The 19,984-nt window shown below is 61.1% G+C and carries 19 protein-coding genes and 2 pseudogenes; 10 read left to right on the top strand and 11 right to left on the bottom strand.

Translation table 11 applies throughout. From position 1 onward, the window contains the following. The first annotated feature begins 1 nt into the window (after nucleotide 1). Nucleotides 2-766, top strand: coding sequence for a FadR/GntR family transcriptional regulator (locus tag HJC00_RS22900; protein ID WP_210633722.1), 765 nt, complete (start codon nucleotides 2-4; stop codon nucleotides 764-766). A gap of 55 nt (nucleotides 767-821) precedes the next feature. Here HJC00_RS22900 and HJC00_RS22895 read toward each other — a convergent pair whose 3' ends face one another. From HJC00_RS22895 to HJC00_RS22880, 5 genes and pseudogenes are all read right to left on the bottom strand, one after another. Further along, entirely contained in the window at nucleotides 822-2,606 is a 1,785-nt protein-coding gene (locus tag HJC00_RS22895; protein WP_221164641.1) for a thiamine pyrophosphate-requiring protein, read from the bottom strand. A 111-nt stretch (nucleotides 2,607-2,717) separates the two neighbouring features. Then, complete coding sequence (locus HJC00_RS32725) at nucleotides 2,718-2,975, bottom strand: hypothetical protein (RefSeq protein WP_247241827.1); 258 nt, start codon at nucleotides 2,973-2,975, stop codon at nucleotides 2,718-2,720. A 42-nt stretch (nucleotides 2,976-3,017) separates the two neighbouring features. Further along, a pseudogene (locus HJC00_RS32720) lies at nucleotides 3,018-3,101 on the bottom strand (DUF2934 domain-containing protein); the annotation flags it as partial. A gap of 51 nt (nucleotides 3,102-3,152) precedes the next feature. Continuing rightward, nucleotides 3,153-3,680, bottom strand: coding sequence for a DUF4142 domain-containing protein (locus HJC00_RS22885; protein ID WP_210633727.1), 528 nt, complete (start codon nucleotides 3,678-3,680; stop codon nucleotides 3,153-3,155). A 101-nt stretch (nucleotides 3,681-3,781) separates the two neighbouring features. Next, the gene (locus tag HJC00_RS22880) at nucleotides 3,782-5,764 is read right to left on the bottom strand and encodes a protein-L-isoaspartate(D-aspartate) O-methyltransferase (protein WP_221164639.1); all 1,983 of its coding nucleotides are present in this window, start codon (nucleotides 5,762-5,764) and stop codon (nucleotides 3,782-3,784) included. A gap of 330 nt (nucleotides 5,765-6,094) precedes the next feature. Between HJC00_RS22880 and HJC00_RS22875 the strand changes: the two genes are divergently transcribed. The 3 genes from HJC00_RS22875 to HJC00_RS22865 all read left to right on the top strand — a co-directional run bounded on the left by HJC00_RS22875 (nucleotide 6,095) and on the right by HJC00_RS22865 (nucleotide 8,631). After that, complete coding sequence (locus HJC00_RS22875; protein ID WP_221158257.1) at nucleotides 6,095-7,993, top strand: APC family permease; 1,899 nt, start codon at nucleotides 6,095-6,097, stop codon at nucleotides 7,991-7,993. A gap of 74 nt (nucleotides 7,994-8,067) precedes the next feature. After that, entirely contained in the window at nucleotides 8,068-8,313 is a 246-nt protein-coding gene (locus HJC00_RS22870; RefSeq protein WP_221147558.1) for a hypothetical protein, read from the top strand. A gap of 54 nt (nucleotides 8,314-8,367) precedes the next feature. Continuing rightward, nucleotides 8,368-8,631: a hypothetical protein gene (locus HJC00_RS22865; RefSeq protein ID WP_064712032.1), complete on the top strand. Its 264-nt coding sequence runs from the start codon at nucleotides 8,368-8,370 to the stop codon at nucleotides 8,629-8,631. A gap of 72 nt (nucleotides 8,632-8,703) precedes the next feature. On the opposite strand, the gene HJC00_RS22860 is transcribed toward HJC00_RS22865, so the two are convergent. Both HJC00_RS22860 and HJC00_RS22855 read right to left on the bottom strand, forming a co-directional pair. Next, nucleotides 8,704-9,504, bottom strand: coding sequence for an SDR family oxidoreductase (locus HJC00_RS22860; protein WP_210633734.1), 801 nt, complete (start codon nucleotides 9,502-9,504; stop codon nucleotides 8,704-8,706). A gap of 46 nt (nucleotides 9,505-9,550) precedes the next feature. Then, nucleotides 9,551-10,720 carry a zinc-dependent alcohol dehydrogenase gene (locus HJC00_RS22855; RefSeq protein ID WP_210633736.1) on the bottom strand — a complete coding sequence of 390 codons (1,170 nt, stop codon included), beginning with the start codon at nucleotides 10,718-10,720 and terminating at the stop codon, nucleotides 9,551-9,553. A 270-nt stretch (nucleotides 10,721-10,990) separates the two neighbouring features. On the opposite strand from HJC00_RS22855, the pseudogene HJC00_RS22850 reads away from it, so the two are divergent. Next, nucleotides 10,991-11,196, top strand: a pseudogene (locus HJC00_RS22850) (hypothetical protein). 18 nt (nucleotides 11,197-11,214) lie between these two features. On the opposite strand, the gene HJC00_RS22845 reads toward HJC00_RS22850, so the two are convergent. Both HJC00_RS22845 and HJC00_RS22840 read right to left on the bottom strand, forming a co-directional pair. Beyond that, nucleotides 11,215-11,937: a metallophosphoesterase gene (locus tag HJC00_RS22845; RefSeq protein ID WP_210633740.1), complete on the bottom strand. Its 723-nt coding sequence runs from the start codon at nucleotides 11,935-11,937 to the stop codon at nucleotides 11,215-11,217. A 10-nt stretch (nucleotides 11,938-11,947) separates the two neighbouring features. After that, a complete protein-coding gene (locus HJC00_RS22840; RefSeq protein ID WP_221147559.1) occupies nucleotides 11,948-12,754 on the bottom strand; it encodes a nucleotidyltransferase family protein in 807 nt (268 codons plus the stop codon). Nucleotides 12,755-12,952: 198 nt separating this feature from the next. On the opposite strand from HJC00_RS22840, the gene HJC00_RS22835 reads away from it, so the two are divergent. Together HJC00_RS22835 and HJC00_RS22830 are read left to right on the top strand one after the other, a co-directional pair. Next, nucleotides 12,953-13,174: a hypothetical protein gene (locus HJC00_RS22835; RefSeq protein WP_210633744.1), complete on the top strand. Its 222-nt coding sequence runs from the start codon at nucleotides 12,953-12,955 to the stop codon at nucleotides 13,172-13,174. 190 nt (nucleotides 13,175-13,364) lie between these two features. Beyond that, nucleotides 13,365-13,535 carry a hypothetical protein gene (locus tag HJC00_RS22830; RefSeq protein WP_221164638.1) on the top strand — a complete coding sequence of 57 codons (171 nt, stop codon included), beginning with the start codon at nucleotides 13,365-13,367 and terminating at the stop codon, nucleotides 13,533-13,535. A 5-nt stretch (nucleotides 13,536-13,540) separates the two neighbouring features. Here the strand turns inward: HJC00_RS22830 and HJC00_RS22825 are convergent, their stop codons facing one another. Both HJC00_RS22825 and HJC00_RS22820 read right to left on the bottom strand, forming a co-directional pair. Further along, nucleotides 13,541-14,566 (bottom strand): Gfo/Idh/MocA family protein, encoded by a 1,026-nt coding sequence (locus HJC00_RS22825; protein ID WP_221164637.1) that lies wholly within the window; start codon nucleotides 14,564-14,566, stop codon nucleotides 13,541-13,543. Further along, entirely contained in the window at nucleotides 14,563-15,552 is a 990-nt protein-coding gene (locus HJC00_RS22820; RefSeq protein ID WP_210633748.1) for a zinc-binding dehydrogenase, read from the bottom strand. The genes HJC00_RS22825 and HJC00_RS22820 overlap by 4 nt, the downstream gene beginning before the upstream one ends. 178 nt (nucleotides 15,553-15,730) lie before the next feature. Here HJC00_RS22820 and HJC00_RS22815 point away from each other — a divergent pair, with 178 nt between their 5' ends. From HJC00_RS22815 to HJC00_RS22805, 3 genes are read left to right on the top strand one after another with little or no spacing between them, the layout of a single operon-like run. Further along, nucleotides 15,731-16,834, top strand: a complete 1,104-nt coding sequence (locus HJC00_RS22815; protein WP_221164636.1) for an NAD(P)-dependent oxidoreductase — start codon at nucleotides 15,731-15,733, stop codon at nucleotides 16,832-16,834. Next, nucleotides 16,831-18,873: an NAD-dependent epimerase/dehydratase family protein gene (locus HJC00_RS22810; protein WP_210633752.1), complete on the top strand. Its 2,043-nt coding sequence runs from the start codon at nucleotides 16,831-16,833 to the stop codon at nucleotides 18,871-18,873. The genes HJC00_RS22815 and HJC00_RS22810 overlap by 4 nt, the downstream gene beginning before the upstream one ends. Beyond that, on the top strand, nucleotides 18,870-19,982 hold the full coding sequence (locus HJC00_RS22805; protein WP_247241823.1) for a glycosyltransferase family 4 protein: 1,113 nt from the start codon (nucleotides 18,870-18,872) through the stop codon (nucleotides 19,980-19,982). The genes HJC00_RS22810 and HJC00_RS22805 overlap by 4 nt, the downstream gene beginning before the upstream one ends. Nucleotides 19,983-19,984: the final 2 nt, after the last annotated feature.

Here is a 19,984-nt window from a genome sequence, read left to right as displayed (position 1 = left end):
CGTGGTTGAAGCGAATAGCGAATCTTTGAACGCGGAAGCCGGCCCGCCGGGCAAGCCCGAACGCGGCAAGGCCGTCAAGCTGGTCGATCGTGTCTTCGACCAGCTGCTCGAGCGGATTCGTGGCGGAAACTACCCACCGGATTCACGCCTGCCCGGCGAACATGAACTTGCTGCGATGCTGGGGGTTTCCCGGCCGATCGTCCGCGATGCGCTGGCGCGGTTGCGTGATCAGGGCATGGTCTATGCCCGACAGGGAGCTGGGACCTTCGTCAGCGCGCATGGATCGCCGACGACTCAGCTTGCCTATTCGCCGGTCAAGACGATCGCCGATATTCAGCGCTGCTACGAATTCCGGCTGACCATCGAACCGGCCGCGGCCTATTTCGCCGCCAAACGCCGCAATGAGCAGGCGATCCAGAAGATCGCCAGCGCCCTTGCGGATCTTCGCGAAGCGACCAGCCATCAGCTTCACCGCACCGACGCCGATTTCATCTTTCATCGCGCGGTGACCGAGGCTGCCAACAACCATTATTACACCGCCTCGATCGATGCGCTGAAAGCCCATATCGCCGTCGGCATGCACCTTCATGGTCTTTCCCTGCTCGGCCCCCGCCAGGGGCTGGAACAGGTCTATGAAGAGCATAACGCCATCTACAAGGCGATCGCTGATGGCCGGGCTGATGATGCACAACGGCTGATGAAGGCACATCTCGAAGGCTCCCGGGACCGTCTGTTCGAGGGCAGGGTGCTGGATCTTTCCTTCTGAGACGCCTTCGGGATTGGATCAGACAATTCGTAACGGTGAGAGACAATGTCGTCAGCTACCGTCGCGACAGGATGCCGGCAAAGAGCTGGCGGAAGGTACCGGCAATGACGCCCGTCTCATGCGGATCCCCCGTCATCAACGCCGAGGTGAGATTCCGCATCTGCTCGAAGGTGATGTGCGGCGGCAGCGGCGGCACTTCCGGGTCGGTCTTCACCTCGAGGATGACGGGGCAATCGGAGGTCAGGGCTGCTTCCCATGCGGCGCTGAGCTGAGCCGGCCGATCGACGAAAATGCCGCGCAATCCGATGAGGTCGGCGAACTTGTGATAGGCTATGTCAGGAATGGACTGCGACGCGTCGAATTTCGGATCGCCCTCCATCACCCGCTGCTCCCACGTCACCTGGTTCAGATCCTGGTTATTGAAGACGCAGATGACGAAAGTCGGATCGGCCCAGTCCTTCCAGTATTTGGCAACGGTGATCATCTCGGCGAGATTGTTCATCTGCATGGCGCCGTCGCCGACCAGGCCGACGACGGGGCGATCGGAGTGAGCGAATTTGGCGGCGATCGCATAGGGCACGGCAGCTCCCATCGAGGCCAGTCCGCCGGAAAGCGATCCCTTCATGCCGCGGCGCATCTTCAGGTCCCGGGCATACCAGTTTGCGCAGGAGCCGGAATCGCTGGTGACGACGGCGTTTGCCGGCAGCCGCGGCGACAGCTCGCTGACGACGCGCTGCGGATTGACCGGATTGGCGTCGACGTGGGCGCGCTCGTCCAGGGTCTTCCACCAGGAGGCGACGTCTTTCTCGATCGTTTGCCGCCAGCTGCGATCCGGATTTTCCCGCAAGAGAGGCAACAGCGCCCTGAGCGTTTCGGCCGCATCACCGGTCAGGTTGAGCTCCATCGGATAGCGCAGCGACAGCATGTCGGGATTGATGTCGATCTGCACGCCGCGCGCCCGGCCTTCCTCCGGCAGGAATTCGGAATAGGGAAAACCGGAACCGATCATCAGCAGCGTGTCGCAGTCACGCATCAGGTTCCATGAGGATTCTGTTCCGAGAAGGCCGATCGAACCCGTCACCCATGGCAGGTCATCCGGCAGCGCGGCCTTGCCGAGCAGGGCTTTGGCAGCGCCCGCCTGGAGGCGGTCCGCAACGGCAATGACTTCGTCCGTGGCGTTGAGCGCGCCGGCGCCGACGAGGATCGCCACTTTCTTCCCCGCGTTCAGAATATCGGCCGCAGCCTGAAGATCGTCTCCATGCGGAAAGACCCGCGGCGGGTGGTAACCCGGACCCGAATGCACGGTTCCATGCTTTCGCGCTGGCTCCTCATAGGGCATTTCCTGCAGATCGTTCGGCAAAATGATCGCTGTCACCGTTCGGTTTGCGAGCGCGATGCGAACCGCGCGGTCGATCAGATGGCGCACTTGCGCCGGAGCGGAAGCCTGTTGCACGAAATCGCTCGCGACGTCCTTTAGGAGGGCGGCTAGGTCGAGTTCCTGCTGGTAACGTCCGCCGAGCGCGTGACGCGCCTGTTGGCCGACAATGGCGAGAACCGGCTGATGGTCCATGCGAGCGTCGTAAAGACCGGTGATCAGATGGGTGGCGCCAGGTCCCGAGGTTGCGATGCAGACGCCAAGTTCGCCTGAGAACTTCGCATAGGCGCTGGCCATGAAAGCCGCCATTTCCTCGTGTCGTGCCTGGATGAACTCCATCTTGTCGGATGCGCGATGGAGCGCCCCGAAGACGCCGTTGATGCCGTCGCCGGGATAGCCGAACATACGTCGCACGCCCCATTCGCGAAGCCGTGCCACAAGGAAATCGCCGACTGTTTTCGCCATGGATGCTGTTCTCCCGAGATCGTGTGAGATGCGCTGGAAGCGGATCTACTCCGGATCAAGCCGCAGTTTCAGTGCCGGGCTAATCGATGCGACCCGGTCTGCTTCCGTGGGTTAATAGCTGAGCCGGCCCCAGGAGGGATCCCATTCGACGTCCTCGACAAGTTCGACGAAGACGGGGCTGTTGCTGTTGCCTCTATGGGACTCTGCCAGTTGGAATGCCGCCTCAGGCTCCATTTCCTCGCCGGGATAGACCGTGTCGTCCAGGTCGCTTTCCGCGACCTTGCGAACATATCCCCGGATCTGGTTGCCCGATCGATAGAGTTTGATGATCAGCGACCCTGCCGGCGCCGAGCCATGGGAATATCGGATGTATTCCCGACCATCTTGCGCCGGGTCACCCACTCGATACCAATGTGCGAGGTCCTGACCTTCCGGGCGCCCCTCGCTTTCCCAAATCCGGTAGGCACGGATCCTTCGTGTCTCCTCATCGATCATTCTTGCCTCCCGTCGGGCCTCATGATCACCTTGACCATGCGGTCCTGCCGCTTACTTGTTGAGCTCTTTGGCCATCTGCAGATGATGTTCCAGAGCGGGGCGCGTACTTGCAGCCCATGCCTTCAGTTCGGGATTGTCCCCTTCGTCGCCATAGCGCTTGAAGAGATCGACCGCGTCCTCATGGGCAGATTCCTGGTCGGAGTGATATTGCTTGTTGAAATCGGCTCCTTGCAGGCCGTTCAGCTTGTCGAGCATGCTTTGCTGATCCGACGTCATGGCGCTCGGAAGCGCCGCCTTGACCTTGCCGCTGGAAACCAGTGCCTTGAGTTCCTCGCTGGTCTTCTGGTGGTCGGTGAGCATCTGCTGCGCGAAGGCCTTCGTCGCATCGTCGCCACGCTCGGTCCCAAGCTTGCTGGAGGCGATTTCGAACATGTCGCTTGCGGCTGCTTCCTTGACGAAATCTTCGGTTTTCGGCGGCACACCGATCAGGGAATTGACCCCGCTCTTTTCGGCAGCCGATTGGGCGAAGGCCGGGACAGCAAGCGAGAGGGCGAGCGAGGCGATAACACAGCGTTTCATAAGGATCTCCTGGGTTGGTGATCGCCAAACTTGCGCACAGGCGCAGAGTTCCCGCCTTATCGCGTTGTTGATGATCGCTCTTCGTTCGACACAGCCGGGGCTTAGAGCCCAAAGGGAAAAGTTTCCGGATCCGATGTACCGAACTCCGGTGCCATGAGCGGCGAAAGCGCCCGGGTTTCATCGAACCAAAGATATGCATCATATTGCCGCGACAGTGATGCCGACATGTAATGGCTCAGCCGTTCCGTTTCCGGCCGGTAGATGACGCCGATGAAGCGCTGAAGCCGCTGGTCGACGAGGCTTGCATGCAATTCTTCATCGGCCGCGAGGTCGAGGAGAAATCGCGGCTTTCCGGAATCGTGACAGAGACGCTCGCAGCTTTGCGGCAGGGACGGATTGACTTGCTTCTTCTCGGCCTGTCCATCCCAGTCGCTTGCCGCAATCACCTCGCCGGAATGCGTACCCAGTCCTATGAGGCTTGTCATTCCATCGAAACGCTGCCGACACAGCTGGCCAAGATTCAGTTCGTCGCGGGCGGCTGCCATATCGGTATAGCGGGCATCGCCGATATGCGAGTTGTGCGCCCATATGATGATCTTTGCCGTCGGACCGTGGAAGTCGAGGAGGTGCTCGACGGTATCGGCCATGTAGGTGTCGCGGAGATTCCAGGCCTGAGAACCGCCGTAATACATGATCCGGTAATACCGCTCGGCTGCGGCAAGCAACCGCGCCGACTGGGCGGCGTTCAGAAAGTCATGACTGTCTGAGGCAGCGTCGTCCAGGGATCGCGCCAGGAGCTCCGTGCATTGCTTGAGCACCGCCTCCTCGCATGACCTATAGGCATCGGTGAGCACGGCCCGGCCATAAGTCGCCGGATCGCTCTGCCAGGGGCTGAGGCAGCCATAGCGTTCCCTGGCAATCTCGGCGGTCTCCGGGCTGACATATTCGAGATAGTCGAGGACCGAGCGGATCGATCCCGACATGTTGTAGAGATCCAGGCCGTAGAACCGGATCGGATCGGCGTGTAAAGCCTTGCGACGCTCATTATGCCCCTTCAGCCAGCCGAGGAATCGCGAAAATTCCAGGTTCCGCCACATCCACCTGGGAAAACGGCTGAACGGCCGATCGCCTTTCGACGGCTGGCCGTTTATCCAGCGGTCGACCGCCGCGGCGTCCGGCCAATCCGCTTCGACCGCCACCATATTAAACCCGTGATGTTCGATCAGGTGACGGCTGATGGCCGCGCGTGCCTCGTAGAATTCGGCCGTGCCATGGGTGGATTCACCCAGCAGAACGATGCGGCTTTCGCCAAATCGATCGAAAAGGGCGGCAAAGCTCCGGTCGTCGACCGAGGGAAATTCTTCCGCCATGGTCGCGATGAGTTTGTAAGGCGTTTCCTCCATGCGCGATGACGGGGCTGCCGCCGTGTACATCGGATGTGCGGCAGTCCAGGCATCCTCGCCGATCAGGGGAACGAAGAAGACGCCGCCGAGATCCTCCTCCTCGAAGGTGGTTGCACCGGTGCGCGTGATGCGTTTCAGGCGCTGCTCTTCACCTCGGCCGACCGGGATGACGAGCCGCCCTCCGAGATCCAGCTGCTCCTTCAAGGCGGCCGGCACCTCGGGTGCGCCCGCGGAAACGATAATGGCATCGAAGGGAGCGGCTTTGGCCCAGCCCTTGCTGCCGTCGCCGACTCGGACGTCTATGTTGCGGTATCCAAGCTTCTCGAATCGCTCCCGAGCCTGAACCGCCAGCCTTTCATGCCGTTCGATGGAATAGACGTGCCTTGCGATCCGGCTGATGAGGGCCGAGGCGTAGCCCGAACCGGTTCCGACCTCCAGAACCTTGTCGCCGGCGTCCAGATCGGCTTTTTCGATCATCAGTGCGACAATGTAGGGCTGCGAAATTGTCTGGCCCTCGCCGATCGATAACGGCGCATCCTCATAGGCGAATTCCTCGAAACCAGGATCGACGAATTTTTCGCGCGGCACCATCCGCATCGCCCTGGTAACGCCTCGATCGCGAATGCCGCGACGCATGACATGATGTTCCACCATGTGGTCTCGGATGCGGGTCATATCCATGGGTCACCTCCAGTCTCGGGGAGAACAGCTGAAAGCAGGTGGTTGTTCCCCGGCAGTGCGGCCATGGCCTTGCTAGGGCTTACACTCGTTTGCGGCCATGGCTTGCGGGTTCAACCGGATCGCAGCGCCCGTCAGCACGGCATCGATATCAGGCGCGCGTCGCAGATGGCCAATTGTTCCGCACAGTTCGCGAGTTTTGCAATATGAGCGGATGGGATCGGCGGCAGAGCGACGGCCAGCTGCCTGGGTCCTTCTATGCCCTTGGCTCCGGGAACCCGAGCGGCCGCTGGTTGTTGGTTATCGCCCCAGCCCCCGGATAAGGAATAGAGATTGAACCTCAGTACCCTCCTGTTGGGTCGGCGTCTCGCCAATCGCGAGCACGAAGACAAGAAGATCGGTTGGGTAGAAGCCGTGCCCGCCATGGGGCTGGATGGCCTCGGCTCATCATCCTATGGGCCGGAGGCAGCGCTCACCGTCCTCATTCCACTCGGCGCGCTCGGCCTGGCCCATATCGGCCCGGTGATCTTCTGCATCGTTGCTCTGCTGGGGGTTCTCTATTTCTCCTACCGGCAGACGCTCGCCGCTTACCCGACGAATGGCGGCGCCTATGTGGTGGCGAAGGAGAACCTCGGAGAATATCCGAGCCTGCTTGCCGCCGCAGCGTTGATGATCGATTACGTCCTGAATGTCGCTGTTGGCGTTTCGGCAGGGGTTGGGGCACTCGTCTCGGCGGTGCCGAGCCTTCACCCCTACATTCTGCCCCTCTGCCTTGGCATCGTCCTCCTCGTCATGCTGGCCAATTTGCGAGGAACGGGAGAGGCCGGCTGGCTATTCGCATTGCCGACCTACCTCTTCATCCTCTGTTTCCTTGGCGCCATCGGCTATGGGTTGGTGGGCATCGCTTTGGCGGAGAAGCCCACCACCCTCATTCCGCCGCCTGCCCTGGGCCCAGTCACACAGGGTGCGACCGTCTGGCTCCTCATGCACGCCTTTGCCAGCGGCTGCACGGCCATGACGGGAGTGGAAGCCGTTTCCAACGGGATGGGGTCTTTCAGAGAGCCTGTCATGCGCAACGCTTATTTCACGCTGACGATCATCGTCGTCATTCTCGGTCTGCTTCTTGGTGGTGTCGCTACCATCGCAACCGTCTTCGAGATCGGCGCAATGGATCAGACGAAGGAAGGTTATCAGAGTGTCCTGTCGCAATTGCTTGCCGCCGTCGCCGGCCACGGCGCCTTCTATTATATCGCAATGGCCAGCCTTCTCAGCGTTCTTTGCCTGTCGGCCAATACCAGCTTCGTCGGCTTTCCGCGTCTTTGCCAGATGGTTGCCGCCGACGGCTATCTGCCGAGGGCTTTCGCCCAGCCGGGCCGCCGCCTGGTGTTCACCGTCGGCATCGTGTTTCTTTCCGGCTTCGCCGCACTGCTTTTGATCGTCTTCGGAGGAATAACCGACCATCTCATACCGCTCTTTGCGATCGGCGCCTTCTTGACATTCACGATCTCTCAGGCGGGCATGACGATGCATTGGCGCCGTCAGCCCAAGAGATACACCGCAAAGCTGGCGATGAACGCGGTCGGCGCGGTTTCGACAGGTGCGGCGCTCATCATCATCCTGATCGCCAAGTTTGCGGAGGGCGCGTGGATCACCCTCATCACGGTCCCGGTGACCATTGCCATTCTGAAATCGATCAAGAGCTACTACCGCTCGCTTCAACGCGAACTCAGGACGCCTGGTCCTATCACCGTCGAAGATATTGAGCCGCCGACCGTTCTCGTCGTAACCGAAACATGGAACAGGTTGAGCGAACGCGCCATCAAGTTCGCTCTGACGATCTCGCCCGACGTTGTCGCGGTCCATTTCATCCGTCTCGGTGGGCCTGATCTGGAGGAAAGTGAAAAAGCGCTTCGCGAGGAATGGCGCGTCGAGGTGGAAGAGCCGATCGCCGCCCACGGGCTGAAGCCGCCGCGGCTCATGCTCATCCCAGCGCCTTATCGGCAACTGCATGAGCCGCTTCTGCGGCTGATCGAAAGGCTTGATGCCGATAGTCCGGAGAGGCGGGTCGCGGTTCTGATCCCTGAAACGGTGAAAGACAAATGGTGGCAGAAGCTGCTGCACATGAACAGGGCAGGGCGGCTAAGGGCAAAACTGGTCAAGCTTGGAGGTCCCCGCCTGACGGTGGCGACGGTTCCCTGGCGACTATATCGGGAGGAGCAGGCGGCGACATGAGCGTTTTCTCACCGTGCAGCGGCGGAACTTAGTGTCCGGAGCGAAGTTGGACAGGCACCAGCAAAGAGGCGCCAATGTCCCCGAATCCACTTATATCTGAACCGGTCGAAGAGCTTGCCAGACGCCTCGAGGCGATGACCGACGACGAGTTGTTTCTGACCATGAGTGAACTGGAAACAGCGAGCAACGCTGCCGAGAACGACGCGGCGGCGGAGGTTCTCTCCCGGATCGCTTTGACCGAGGACGAGATCGAGCGGCGTTATCCTGGCCAGGTGCTCGCGCCGTATCGCGACTGGAAGCAAAGGCAGCCGCTGCTGTAACCGCGTGAGCCATGGCAGCACCATCGCTCAAAACCAAGAGGAATGGAGGCTTCAATGAGCAGTTCTGAGACGACGACGGATCACAAGAAAATCCGTAAATGGGCGGAGGAAAGAGACGGCAGGCCGGCAGCTATCCGGACCCGCGGCAAAGGCGGCGTTCTCCGGATCGATTTTGGAGAAAAGGAAGAGGAATTCGACGAGATCGACTGGGACGAATTCTTCAAGATCTTCGACGAAAACAAGCTCGCCTTCCTCTACCAGGACAAGACCAAGGACGGAAAGACGAGCCGCTTTAACAAGTTTGTCGAGCGCGACTGAGCGCTCAACCTTCTTGCCTTCTGGTCGCTGCCGTGATGACGGCGGCGACCGGTCGTTTAGGGAAACTGCCATCTATTTTATGCCCGAACCGGGCTTTGCCATCTTCGAATGCTGGTCGGCGAGCACGCTTGCCGGCGTGACGTTGGCGACGGCCGCCTGAAGCTTGTTCTTCCAGCCGCTGACGACATCACCTTCGCCATCCATCATTGCGTCATAGCCGATGCGCGCGACTTCGCCGGCATCGTCCTTCTTCGCCTGACCGATCGCCGTATCCGTAAGTCCGGCTCGCTTGAAGAATTCAGTTTCCGTCGCGCCGGGCATAAGACAACTGACAGTGACGCCGGAATCCTTCAGTTCCTCACGCAGTGCAAAGGAGAAGCTGTTGATGAAGGCTTTGGTGGCGTTATAGACGGCCTGGTAGGACCCCGGCATGAAGCCTGCGATCGAGCCCGTCAGCAGGATGCGCCCTTCGCCGCGGCTGCGCATCTGATTGCCGATCGCATGAATGAGGTGGATCGTTCCGGTGACATTGGTATCGACGACCCTGCGCGCCGCGGTGAAGTTCTGGTCGAGAAAGGCCTTGCCGAGGCCGCATCCCGCGTTGGCCATCAGCAGGTCCACCGACCGGCCGCTGGCCGTGATCCGTTCCACAAGCCGGTCCACGCCCTCGGGCGTTGAAAGGTCGGCTTCCACGGCATCCACTGCCGTGCCGAATTCCTTCAGCCGGGCCGCCGCCTGGTTGATGCGGTTCTCATCGGCGGCAATGATGAGATCATATCCATCGCGGGCTGCGCATTTCGCCAGTTCGTAGCCGATGCCCGTGGAGGCGCCGGTGACGACGGCGAGGCCCTTGCCTGCTTCCTTATCAGCCATGATCCTTCTCCTTTAGAGCCTTCCGTTCGAAGGAAGCGCAGGAAGTTTAGGGTTTCAGGACGACCTTGATGCATCCATCCTGTTTGTCGCGGAACGTCTTGTAGAGGGCCGGACCGTCTTCCAGCGTGCCGCGATGGGTGATGACGAAGGACGGGTCGATGTCGCCCTTTTCAATACGCTCCATCAGGATGGGCAGATAATGCTGGACAGGCGTCTGGGCCATCTTGAACGTCAGGCCGCGGTTGATTGCCGAACCCATCGGGATCTTGTCGAGAAAACCGCCATAGACGCCGACGATCGAGACCGTTCCGAAGTTGCGGCAGCAGTGGATGGCCTGACGCAGCACATGCGGCCTGTCCGTTCCCATGAACATGGCGACCTTGATGCGGTCGAGGCGCGAATCCCAGCTGGCGGCTGCCTCGGCTTCGGTTCCCACCGCGTCGATGCAGGCATCCGCACCGCGGCCATCGGTCAGTTCCATGATCTGGTCGTAGACGTCCTTGTCCATAAAATCGAGGGTAATGGCGCCGGCCGCTTGCGCAAGCGCCATCCGTTCGGGCACTGCATCGATGGCGATCACCCGTTCGGCGCCGAGCAGGAAGGAAGAGCGTATTGCCATCTGGCCGACCGGGCCGCAGCCCCAGATCGCGATCGTGTCGCCAGGCTGGATGTTGCAGAAATCGGCCGCCATATAACCGGTCGGGAAAATATCGGACAGGAAGAGCACCTGCTCGTCGGAAAGCCCCGCCGGCACCTTGATCGGCCCGACATCGGCATAGGGCACGCGCAGATATTCCGCCTGTCCGCCGGCATAGCCGCCGAGCAGATGCGAGTAGCCGAACAGGCCCGCCGGCGAATTGCCCCAGAGTTTCGCGACCTTGGCTCGATCGGGATTTGAGCGCTCGCAGCCGGAATAGAAGCCGCGCTTGCAGAAGAAACATTCGCCGCAGGAAATGGTAAAGGGCACGACGACGCGGTCGCCGACCTTGAGTTTGGTATTGTCCTTGCCGACTTCCACCACTTCGCCCATCGTCTCATGACCCATGACGTCGCCGCTGTGCATCTCCGGCATGACGCCGTCGTAGAGATGCAGATCCGATCCGCAGATCGCGCAGGCCGTGACCTTGATGATGGCATCGCGCCCGTCCTGGATCTGAGGATCGGGGACGCTGTCACAGCGGATGTCGTGCTTGCCGTGCCACGTCAGAGCTCTCACGGTGGTTCTCCTCGCCGGTCGCCGGCGCATCGGCCCGAAAATCGGAATCGATTTCGGAAAAGCCCGATGCGCGGATTCAAGGTGTTAGAGCGCCTTTGAGCGTCCGAAAGGACGCGCAACGCTCTCATGGCGCTTCAACATCAGCTTCGGAAAAATGTTCCCGGCAATGCAGGGCTTTTCATGGTCACGGGTTCATAGGCTGATTCAGGGGAACCCGGGACTATGCCGTGAGTTCACTCAAAAGGGTCGCAACGTTGCAAGGAGAAGATGATGACCTCCCCCAAACATGCCAAGACCATGAAGCCAAGCGATATTGACCTTACCGACGATCCGGGCATTAGCCGCTCGCGTGGCATCGTCTCGCCGCCGGACGACGAAGCAACGCAGGCCGAAAACACCGTCGAAGGCGACACAGCCAACGATACGAGCCCCAGGGCGGTGTGGATCCGCGCCAGCGTGGACGCACCAACAAGTAGCCGTGACGCTCGGCTCAGTCAGAGCTCAAGCAACGCGTAGGGCTTTCCCGTAGGCTTCTCGATATGGGCCGCGACATTGTAGACGGGGGCGCCGCCCGGCGTCCGGCCCTCATAGGACCCCCGGTGGGCGTGGCCATGCACGACCGCACTGACGCGGAATCGGTCGATTGTTTCCGCCAACCGTGAAGAGCCGAGAAACGGATAGATTTCCAGGGGCTCGCCGGCCACCGTTTCGGCAATGGGCGCGTAGTGCAGCACGACGAGGGAGCGATCGGAGCGGACCTGGCGCATCGCGTTTTCGAGGCGCATCGACTCCTCGACGCTTTCGGCGACCATCGCCTTGATCGCCGCCTCGCCGAACGAGCCGAGCATGTGTCGCCCGAAGCCGCCCGCAAAGCCCTTGACGCCAACGAAACCGACGCCGGCGACTTCGGCCGCCTGACCGTTGAGCAGTTTCACGCCGGCATCGGTCAGGACCCGGCAGACGTCATCGACCTGGCCGCTCTCGTGATCATGGTTGCCGAGGACGGCGACTGTCGGCACCGTGCAATGGCGCAGATCGCTCGCAAGCAGTTCGGCCTCCTTGGGCTTGCCGAGATCGGTGAGGTCGCCGGCGATGACGAGAACGTCGGCCACGGAGGAAATCTCCGCAAACAGATCCTTGTAGGACTTGGCGCCGTCTTCGGTCACATGAAGATCGGCCACCGCCGCAATTCTCACGCTCCTTCGCTGTTCATCCATTATGGTTCTCCTAATCTCCTCGCAATTCGCCTTCGCCGCCGACATCGGCAAAACCCCATTCCTTCACGTCGATTTCGAAATCCACGCGGGAATACATCCGGCCACGGCATATTTTCATTTGCGGCAACGGCAGCTCCTGCTGCGCCTTGAGCCGGTCCAGCAGTTCTTCCAGCAGCCATTGCGGAATCTTGTCTCGCTCGGTCGGGTAGATCCACCGGAAATTGAGGAGATGGATGAGGAGGACTTCCCAGTGAACTTCCAGGTAAGCCAGCAGCTTGCGCCAATCGATGGAATCATGTGCCTTCAAGAGGACGTGCGCGATATCGGCGCCATCATAGCGGTGGCGCAGTTGGACAAAGCACTTCGACCAGACGAGTTCGGTCGGGCTGACGATCCTGACCGTGTGGCCGCACATCTTGACTCTGCGCGCATCCTCGAACCAGTCGTCGCCGACCGGCATCGTTCCGTTGGAGGAGGCAAAGATGACGTCGAAGAAATGGTTGCCCTTGAAGACCTTTCCGAGCCAGCGCTCGTCCTCGACTTCGACCGTGTAACCCTTTGCCTTGAAGTGGCCGAGGATGCGCGCGTAGTCGCCCGCTTTGCAAAAAATGTCGAAGTCCTTCGTCTGGCGCGAAATGCCCGTATAGGCGCAGACAGCATAGGTGCCGGCGACCAGAAACGGGATCTGCGATCCGACGAGTTCTCGGACGGCCTGGGTCACGAACGGCTCGGCGTCGGGATCGATGAGTTCCGGAACCGCCTTCACTTTCATGAGCGAATTGTCGTTTTTGTCTCTTTCGGCACTTCGAGCGGTCATCGTCGATCCCAGCAATTGATACGCAAAGCAACACCTGGATGGCTTCTATGTTCCGCCGAGCCCGTCGGGGCGATGTACACGCGATAATCGCAGGGGGCGACAAAAGCTGCCGAATTATCCGGAACTTCGCTACCGGCGCGTCGTTTGGACCATGACAAGCATCGCAGAAACGTTCCCGAGATCTGAACGGAGGATGTCATGGACAAGCGAGCGAAAATATCCACCGGCACCAATGACAGGCCCAGAAACGAGACTATTGCTGAAAGCGGCCCCGGCATTCCCGATGACAGCGGCCGGATGGTTGAGGTGCCGGATGCGGAAGCAAGGCGCATGAAAGCGTCGCTGCTGCGCGATCGGCTCGACGAACTCAAGGAGAAGCTCGATGAGGAGACGGAGCTTCCGCAACGGGGCGCGCCATGAGCGAGGTGAGGAAAGGCGGCTCTTTTCCTTCAGGAATGAGCCACGATAACTCCCAACCGCCACGGCGCATGCTGATATGCGTGGTCACCATTTTTATGATCGCCTGCCTTGTCGCACTCGCATTCACATGGATGAGGCATCCCGGCAAACCCGGCGAGACATCACCTGCGGCCACGACGGAGCAGACACGATGAGCGAGGGGGATAAAGATCCGGTTCAGCGGCCGTCGTCCTCTTCCGTCGGCAGGCACGCCAGGCTCAATGCCGGCAGAATAGCCCTGATCCTGGTCGGCACGGTCGCCGTTGTCGCATTCACCCTTTATGCGACGATCGTTCTCTATGGCCTCGTCAAAGGCTCCTAGATCGATCACATGCCGGCGCCATAGATGCCGTCGATTGCCTCCGCGACCGCGATGAAATTCTCGCACGCGGGATCGTGGCGCTGGCCTCCGGCGAGCTTTCTTGCCCAATCCACGGCAGCCCGTCCGCCCCATTCATCGGGAGGGAGGGCCAGAGTTTCGCTCGAAGTGCCGGACATCCTGACGGCCGTAAAATCATAGAATGAGCCATCGACATTTCTGAACGAGGCGCCTCCCTCGGTTCCGAAGAAATCAGCGCGGATCTCGGCGTCACAGCCGGCGTTGAGGCGCCAGGAGCATGTCAGACGGATGATTTCGCCGCCTGCAAGCGTCAGCGTTGCGGTCGCAAAATCCTCGACCTGGCCGGTGCTTTCGAGCCTTTTTCCACCCGCTCTCAAAGCGCTCGTAACGTTGGTGACGGAGGGATAATCGAGGCACCATAAAGCCAGGTCGACGAGGTGAACCCCGAGATCGATGACGCAGCCGCCGCCGGACTGGTTCTTGTCGTAGAACCAGGGCTTGTCGGGGCCATAGGCGTTGTGGAAGGTCAGATCGGCCGCAAAGATCTTTCCAAGAGCGTTCGCGCGGATGAGCTGACGGATCTGCTGCATGCCCTGCGTGTGTCGATAGGAAAGGTCGACGCCAAGCAGCCTGTCGGCGGTTCTGGAAGCATCGACGACGGCTCTGACCTCGGATGCCGTTCGGCCAAGCGGCTTTTGGCAGAAGACGGCAAAGCCCGCACCGAGGGCGCGGATGGACTGCTCGGCATGACAGGCGCTTGGCGTGGCGATCACGATGCCGTCGAGCTCCTGCTCCAACAACGCGTCCAGATCGGCGACGATCCTGGCATCCGGGGCGAGCGCCAGGGCCTCACGTGCCATATTTGTGGAGGGGTCGGCGATGGCGCCGGCCTCGGCAACGCCGCTCCCGAGGATCGCTTTCATCCGATGCCGGCCGATCCAGCCTACCCCGAGAAAGCCGAGCTTCAGCCGTCTGGCGGTCGCCGCATGTTCTCCGGAGATCCACGTCTTCATGAATATTGCACCAGAGCCTTGAGGAAACCGTCCGGCCGGTCGCGCGTCGTGTTGAGGGCGTCGTCCAGCCTTTCCAGCGGATAGCTATGGGTGTAGAGCGGCTGCGGATCGATCCGACCTTGGCGCACGGCTTCTATGGCGTCGCGAATGCCTTTGATATAGACGGCCGGCTCGCGCTCATGAGCGTTGATGACATCGAGGCCGCGCCAGTTCCAAAGCTGCATGTTGATTTGGCGGGGCCCATCCTGGTGATAACCGGCGATGATCAGTCGCCCCCGTTCCTTCGTAAGCTCGCCCGCCAGGTCGAGCGGCCATTGTTTGCCGACGGCTTCAATGACGCAATCGCAGAATTTTCCGTCCGTGAGTGCTTTAACCTGTTCGATGATGCGCCAATGATCGTCCATGGGAATAGTCTCGGCCGCTCCCATCTCTCTCGCCACCTCAAGGGAATAGGGGCGGCGCGAGATGGCGATCACCCTTGCGCCCGCAGCCGCGGCAAGCCGGGTGAGGAGGGCGCCCAAGAATCCGATGCCGATGATGGCGACGGATTGGCCGCTCTCGATGTTGCTGCGGCCGAAGATGTTCATGGCGCAGCCGAGCGGTTCGCCCGGAAAGGGCTTGCCATCCAGCTCCTTCGGCAGTGATGCGACCATCGAGGCATCGGCAATGTCGTGCGTGGCGTAGGCATGGTAGGAAAGAGCAGCAACCCGCTCTCCCATCCGGATTCCCGTCACATCGGGGCCTATGGCGTCGACAATGCCCCAGCCCTCGTGACCTAACCCGCCAGCTTCGGTGGGGAACGTCATCCAGTCCGGCCCGGCCCAGGGCGTGAGGTTCGAGGCGCAGACGCCGCATCCTTCCAGTTTCACCCTGACCTGGCCCGGACCGGGTTCCGGCAAGGGGCGGGTATCCACCGAGATACGTCCGGGGCCGGTGACGATGGCCGCCCGCATGAGCCCGGTCTTCTGTGTCGCCGCAATGTCCATAAGATGTCCTCCAATGTGGCATCCCTAGAACAAAAGGCCTCCCGAAGAGTTCCGGTAGAGGTCAAAGAAGCATAGATGATGAAGTCAATAAAGATGTCATTGAAGAAGGAACTTTTCCATTCGCGTTCGGTTCGGCGCCTATCTCCGAAGCCAATTATTCAACCGGACGGATCTCATAATGACGATTTTGATAACTGGAGGATGCGGCTTCATTGGTCGCCACGTTGCTGAAGAACTTCTGAAAAATGGCTACGACGTGCGCATTCTCGATGCGCTGATCGACCAGGTGCATGGCGACGCCGAAGTCAGCCTGCCTGATGGAGCCGAGATCATCCAAGGCGATGTCAGAGACAAGGACGCCGTGCGCGCGGCGCTTGCCGGTGTGAACGGCGTCATCCATCTCGCCGCCGAAGTCGGCGTCGGACAGTCGATGTACGAAATTGCCCGCTACGTCGGCTGCAACGATCTCGGCACCGCGGTGCTCCTGGAAGCCATGATCGGCCTTCCCGTCAAGACGATCGTCGTCGCCTCATCGATGAGTGTCTATGGAGAAGGGCTCTATCGGACGGTCGATGGAAAGCGGCTCGGCTATGTCAGGCGGCGCATGCAGCATGTCAAGCAGGGCCGGTGGGATCCGCTTGACCAGGACAACCGGCCGCTGACACCGGTCGCCACCGACGAGGAGAAACCGGTCGATCTTGCGTCCATCTACGCTTTGACGAAATACGCCCAGGAGAGGCAGGTTCTGATTTTCGGTGAAGCCTACGGGCTTGATGCCGTCGCCCTGCGTCTCTTCAACGTTTTCGGCGCGGGCCAGGCGCTTTCCAATCCTTACACCGGCGTGCTCGCCAATTTCGGTTCGCGTCTGGCCAACGGTCAGCCGCCGATGATCTTCGAGGATGGCAGGCAGCGGCGCGATTTTGTCCATGTCCGCGACGTGGCGACAGCTTTCCGCCTGGCTCTGGAAAAACCCGCAGCCGCCGGTCACGTGCTCAATATCGGCAGCGGCCAGGCCTATTCGATCGCCGATGTCGCAACGCTTCTCGCCGATGCCATGGGCGTGCCCGAGATTGGCCCGGACATCATGAACAAGGCGCGTTCGGGAGACATCCGCAATTGCTTCGCCGACATTTCCAAGGCGCGCGAACTGCTCGGCTTCGAACCGAAATATCGTCTCGAAAATGCCCTCGCTCCCTTCGCCGAATGGGTGCGGCAGACCGGGGCGGTCGACCGTGGCGCCGAAATGAAGCGGCAACTGGAAGAGCGGGGGCTGGTTTCATGAACAAGGCCGGTTCTCGAGCATCCGATCACCAGGAGACGAGGCAGTTCGGTTTCGTCGAATGGTTCCGGCCCGGAGAATATGAGCGGGCTGAGGTCGCGCTGCCGGATATTCTGGAAAGTGGCGCCAGTTATCTCCGCACGCATCTTTCCTGGGCGGAATATCTGGCGCCCGGCGGCCAGCAATGGTTCGATTGGCTGATCCCGCGTATCGGCAGTGAAATCGATCTTCTGCCGTGCATACACTATACCCCGCCTTCCCTGTCCCGGACGGGCAGGTCTTCGGGCCCGCCGATCGATCTCAAATCCTATGCCGACTTCGTTGATCATGTCCTGACGCGCTATGGCCGCTATATCAGCCATATCGAGCTCTGGAACGAACCGAACAACCTGCTTGACTGGGACTGGCGCCACGACAGCGACTTCCTGCTTTTCTGCGAAATGGTCGGAGGCGCCGCCTACTGGGCGAAGCAGAGGGGCTACAAACCGGTGCTTGGCGGCCCGTGCCCCTTCGATCCCTATTGGCTCAATCTGATGGGTACGCGCGGCGTGCTCGGCGTGGTCGATGCGGTCGGCTTCCATGGCTTTCCCGGAACCTGGGACAGCGAGGAGGCAAGCTGGGGCGGCTGGGACATGCATCTCGGAGAGATGCGTGGGATTATCGATCGTTATAATGCCGATGCGGAAATATGGATCACCGAAACCGGCTACTCCACCTGGCGCAATGACGAGATCGAACAGGCGCGGCGCTTCATCAAGGCGCTGAACGTGCCGGCCGATCGCATGTACTGGTATTCCTGGTGCGACGTGCCGCCGGATGTTCCGGTTCAGGAAGGCCTGTGGTTTGATCCCAGGCATTATCATCTGGGGGCTGTCAGCCACGACAACAAGCCGAAGCTGCTTGCCCGCCTTCTCACGGAAGGAGGCGTCAAGAGGCTGGAGGAGGTCGCGGCCCTTGCCGCTCCCAACATCGCCTCCGGCGCCGCGCCGATCGTCGTCACGGGCGGCAGCGGGTTTGTCGGTTGCAATCTCGCCGACAGCCTGCTCAGCGACGGCGAGGACGTCATCATTCTCGACAGTCTGGCACGATCGGGAGTCGATCAGAATCTTTCATGGCTGAAGGAGCGGCATGGCGGACGGGTGCATCCGGTGCTCGCCGACGTTCGCGATCTGCTGGGCATCGAGGCAGCCTTCAGGGATGCCAAGGCCGTGTTCCACTACGCTGCACAGACGGCGGTGACCACCAGCCTCGTCGACCCGCTCGAGGATTTCGAAACGAACGCGCGCGGTACCCTCAATGTGCTGGAATCGGTGCGCAGGGCAGGCAAACGGGCTCCGGTCATCTTTGCCAGCACCAACAAGGTCTATGGTGCTCTCGACGATCTCGGCCTGGTCGAACTCGGCGATCGTTATCTTCCCGAAGACGAGACCGTCAGGACGCAAGGAATCGGCGAGGATCGGCCGCTTGATTTCTGCACGCCTTACGGATGTTCGAAGGGTGTGGCCGATCAGTATATCCTCGACTACGCGAAATCCTACGGCATCCCTGCCGCCGTCCTGCGGATGAGCTGTATCTATGGGCCGCGCCAGTTCGGCACCGAGGACCAGGGCTGGGTGGCGCATTTCCTGATCCGGGCGCTCGGCGGGGAACCCATTTCAATCTACGGAGACGGCAAGCAGGTGCGGGACATTCTGCATGTCGATGATGCCGTCGCTGCCTATCGGGCGCTGCTTTCCAATATCGAGCGGGTTAGCGGCAAAGCATTCAACCTCGGTGGCGGACCGCGCAACGCCGTCAGCGTGCTCTCGGTGCTGCGCGAGATCGAAGTGTTTGCGGGTCGGCCTGTCGAAACCAGCTTTGGCCCATGGCGCGCCGGCGACCAGTTCTATTTCGTGGCCGACACGACGAGACTTGAACAGGAAACCGGCTGGCAAGCCGGAATCGGATGGCGTCATGGTTTGCGGCACCTCGCCGAATGGCTGATCGCCCATCGTTTCGGCGGCCGGCAGATCCGCAGGGAAAAGCGGAAGGTGTCGGCATGAGCGGACACGACCGGAGCAACAGGCACCGCCGCGTGCTGATGACGGTCGACGCCATCGGCGGCGTCTGGCGTTACGCCATGGACTTGGGCGCAGCCCTGAAATCGAACAACATCGAGGTTGTCTTTGCCGGGCTGGGGCCTTTCCCTGCAGACGACAAGGTCGCCGAGGCCGGCCGGGTCGGCAAGCTCGTCTGGCTGGATGCGCCGCTCGACTGGACGGCCCAGACTGAAGAGGCCGTTGCCGAAGTTCCGCGGCTGATCGCCGATCTCGCGCGCCGCGAACAGGCCGATCTTCTGCATCTCAATCTGCCGTCGCAAGCGGCGGGCATGCAAACAAACCTGCCGATTGCGGTGGTTTGCCATTCCTGTGTCGTCACATGGTTTGCCGCTGTCCGCGGACGCGAAGTGCCGCCGGACTGGCAGTGGCAGTACCGGCTGAACCAGGAGGGCTTTGCATGCGCGGACACGGTCATCGCGCCAAGCCACAGCCATGCGAGAGCGATGGAAGCGGCCTATGGAACGATCGGAAATCTCCAGGTCGTTCACAACGCCAGCGCCCTTGCGGTTTCCGACGAACCCAAGCAGGACTTTGTTCTTGCCGCCGGGCGCTGGTGGGACGACGGCAAGAACGGGGCCGTGCTGGATGATGCTGCAGCGATGACGCGCTGGACGGTGGCGGCGGCCGGCGCGACCACCGGTCCCAATGGGCAGAACATGCGATTTCGCCATGCCGATCACCGCGGCGAGCTTTCGCATGAGCGGATGAGCGCCTTGACGCGGCAGGCGGCCATCGTCGCCTCGCCGTCGCTCTACGAGCCTTTCGGTCTAGCCGCTCTCGAAGCGGCGCGGGCGGGCGCGGCCTTGGTGCTTTCTGATATTCCCACCTATCGCGAGATCTGGGACGGAGCCGCTCTCTTTGCCGATCCGCATCGCCCCGATGTCTTCGCCGATGCTTTCAATTCTCTTGCCGGCGATCCGCAGCAGCGCGCCGCGCTCGGACGAAAAGCGCGTGCTCGCTCTGCCGGCTTCAGTGTCAAGGCTCAGGCAGAGGCGATGCGCTCGATCTATTCCGGCATGTGCGCCCGCGGTTTTTCAACAGCAGCGGAGTGACC

Origin of the sequence: Rhizobium sp. NLR22b (assembly GCF_019685295.1) — a bacterium.
Taxonomy (GTDB): Bacteria; Pseudomonadota; Alphaproteobacteria; order Rhizobiales; family Rhizobiaceae; genus Rhizobium.
Note: the sequence above shows the minus strand (reverse complement) of the source record. Positions and strands in the feature narration are given on the sequence as shown.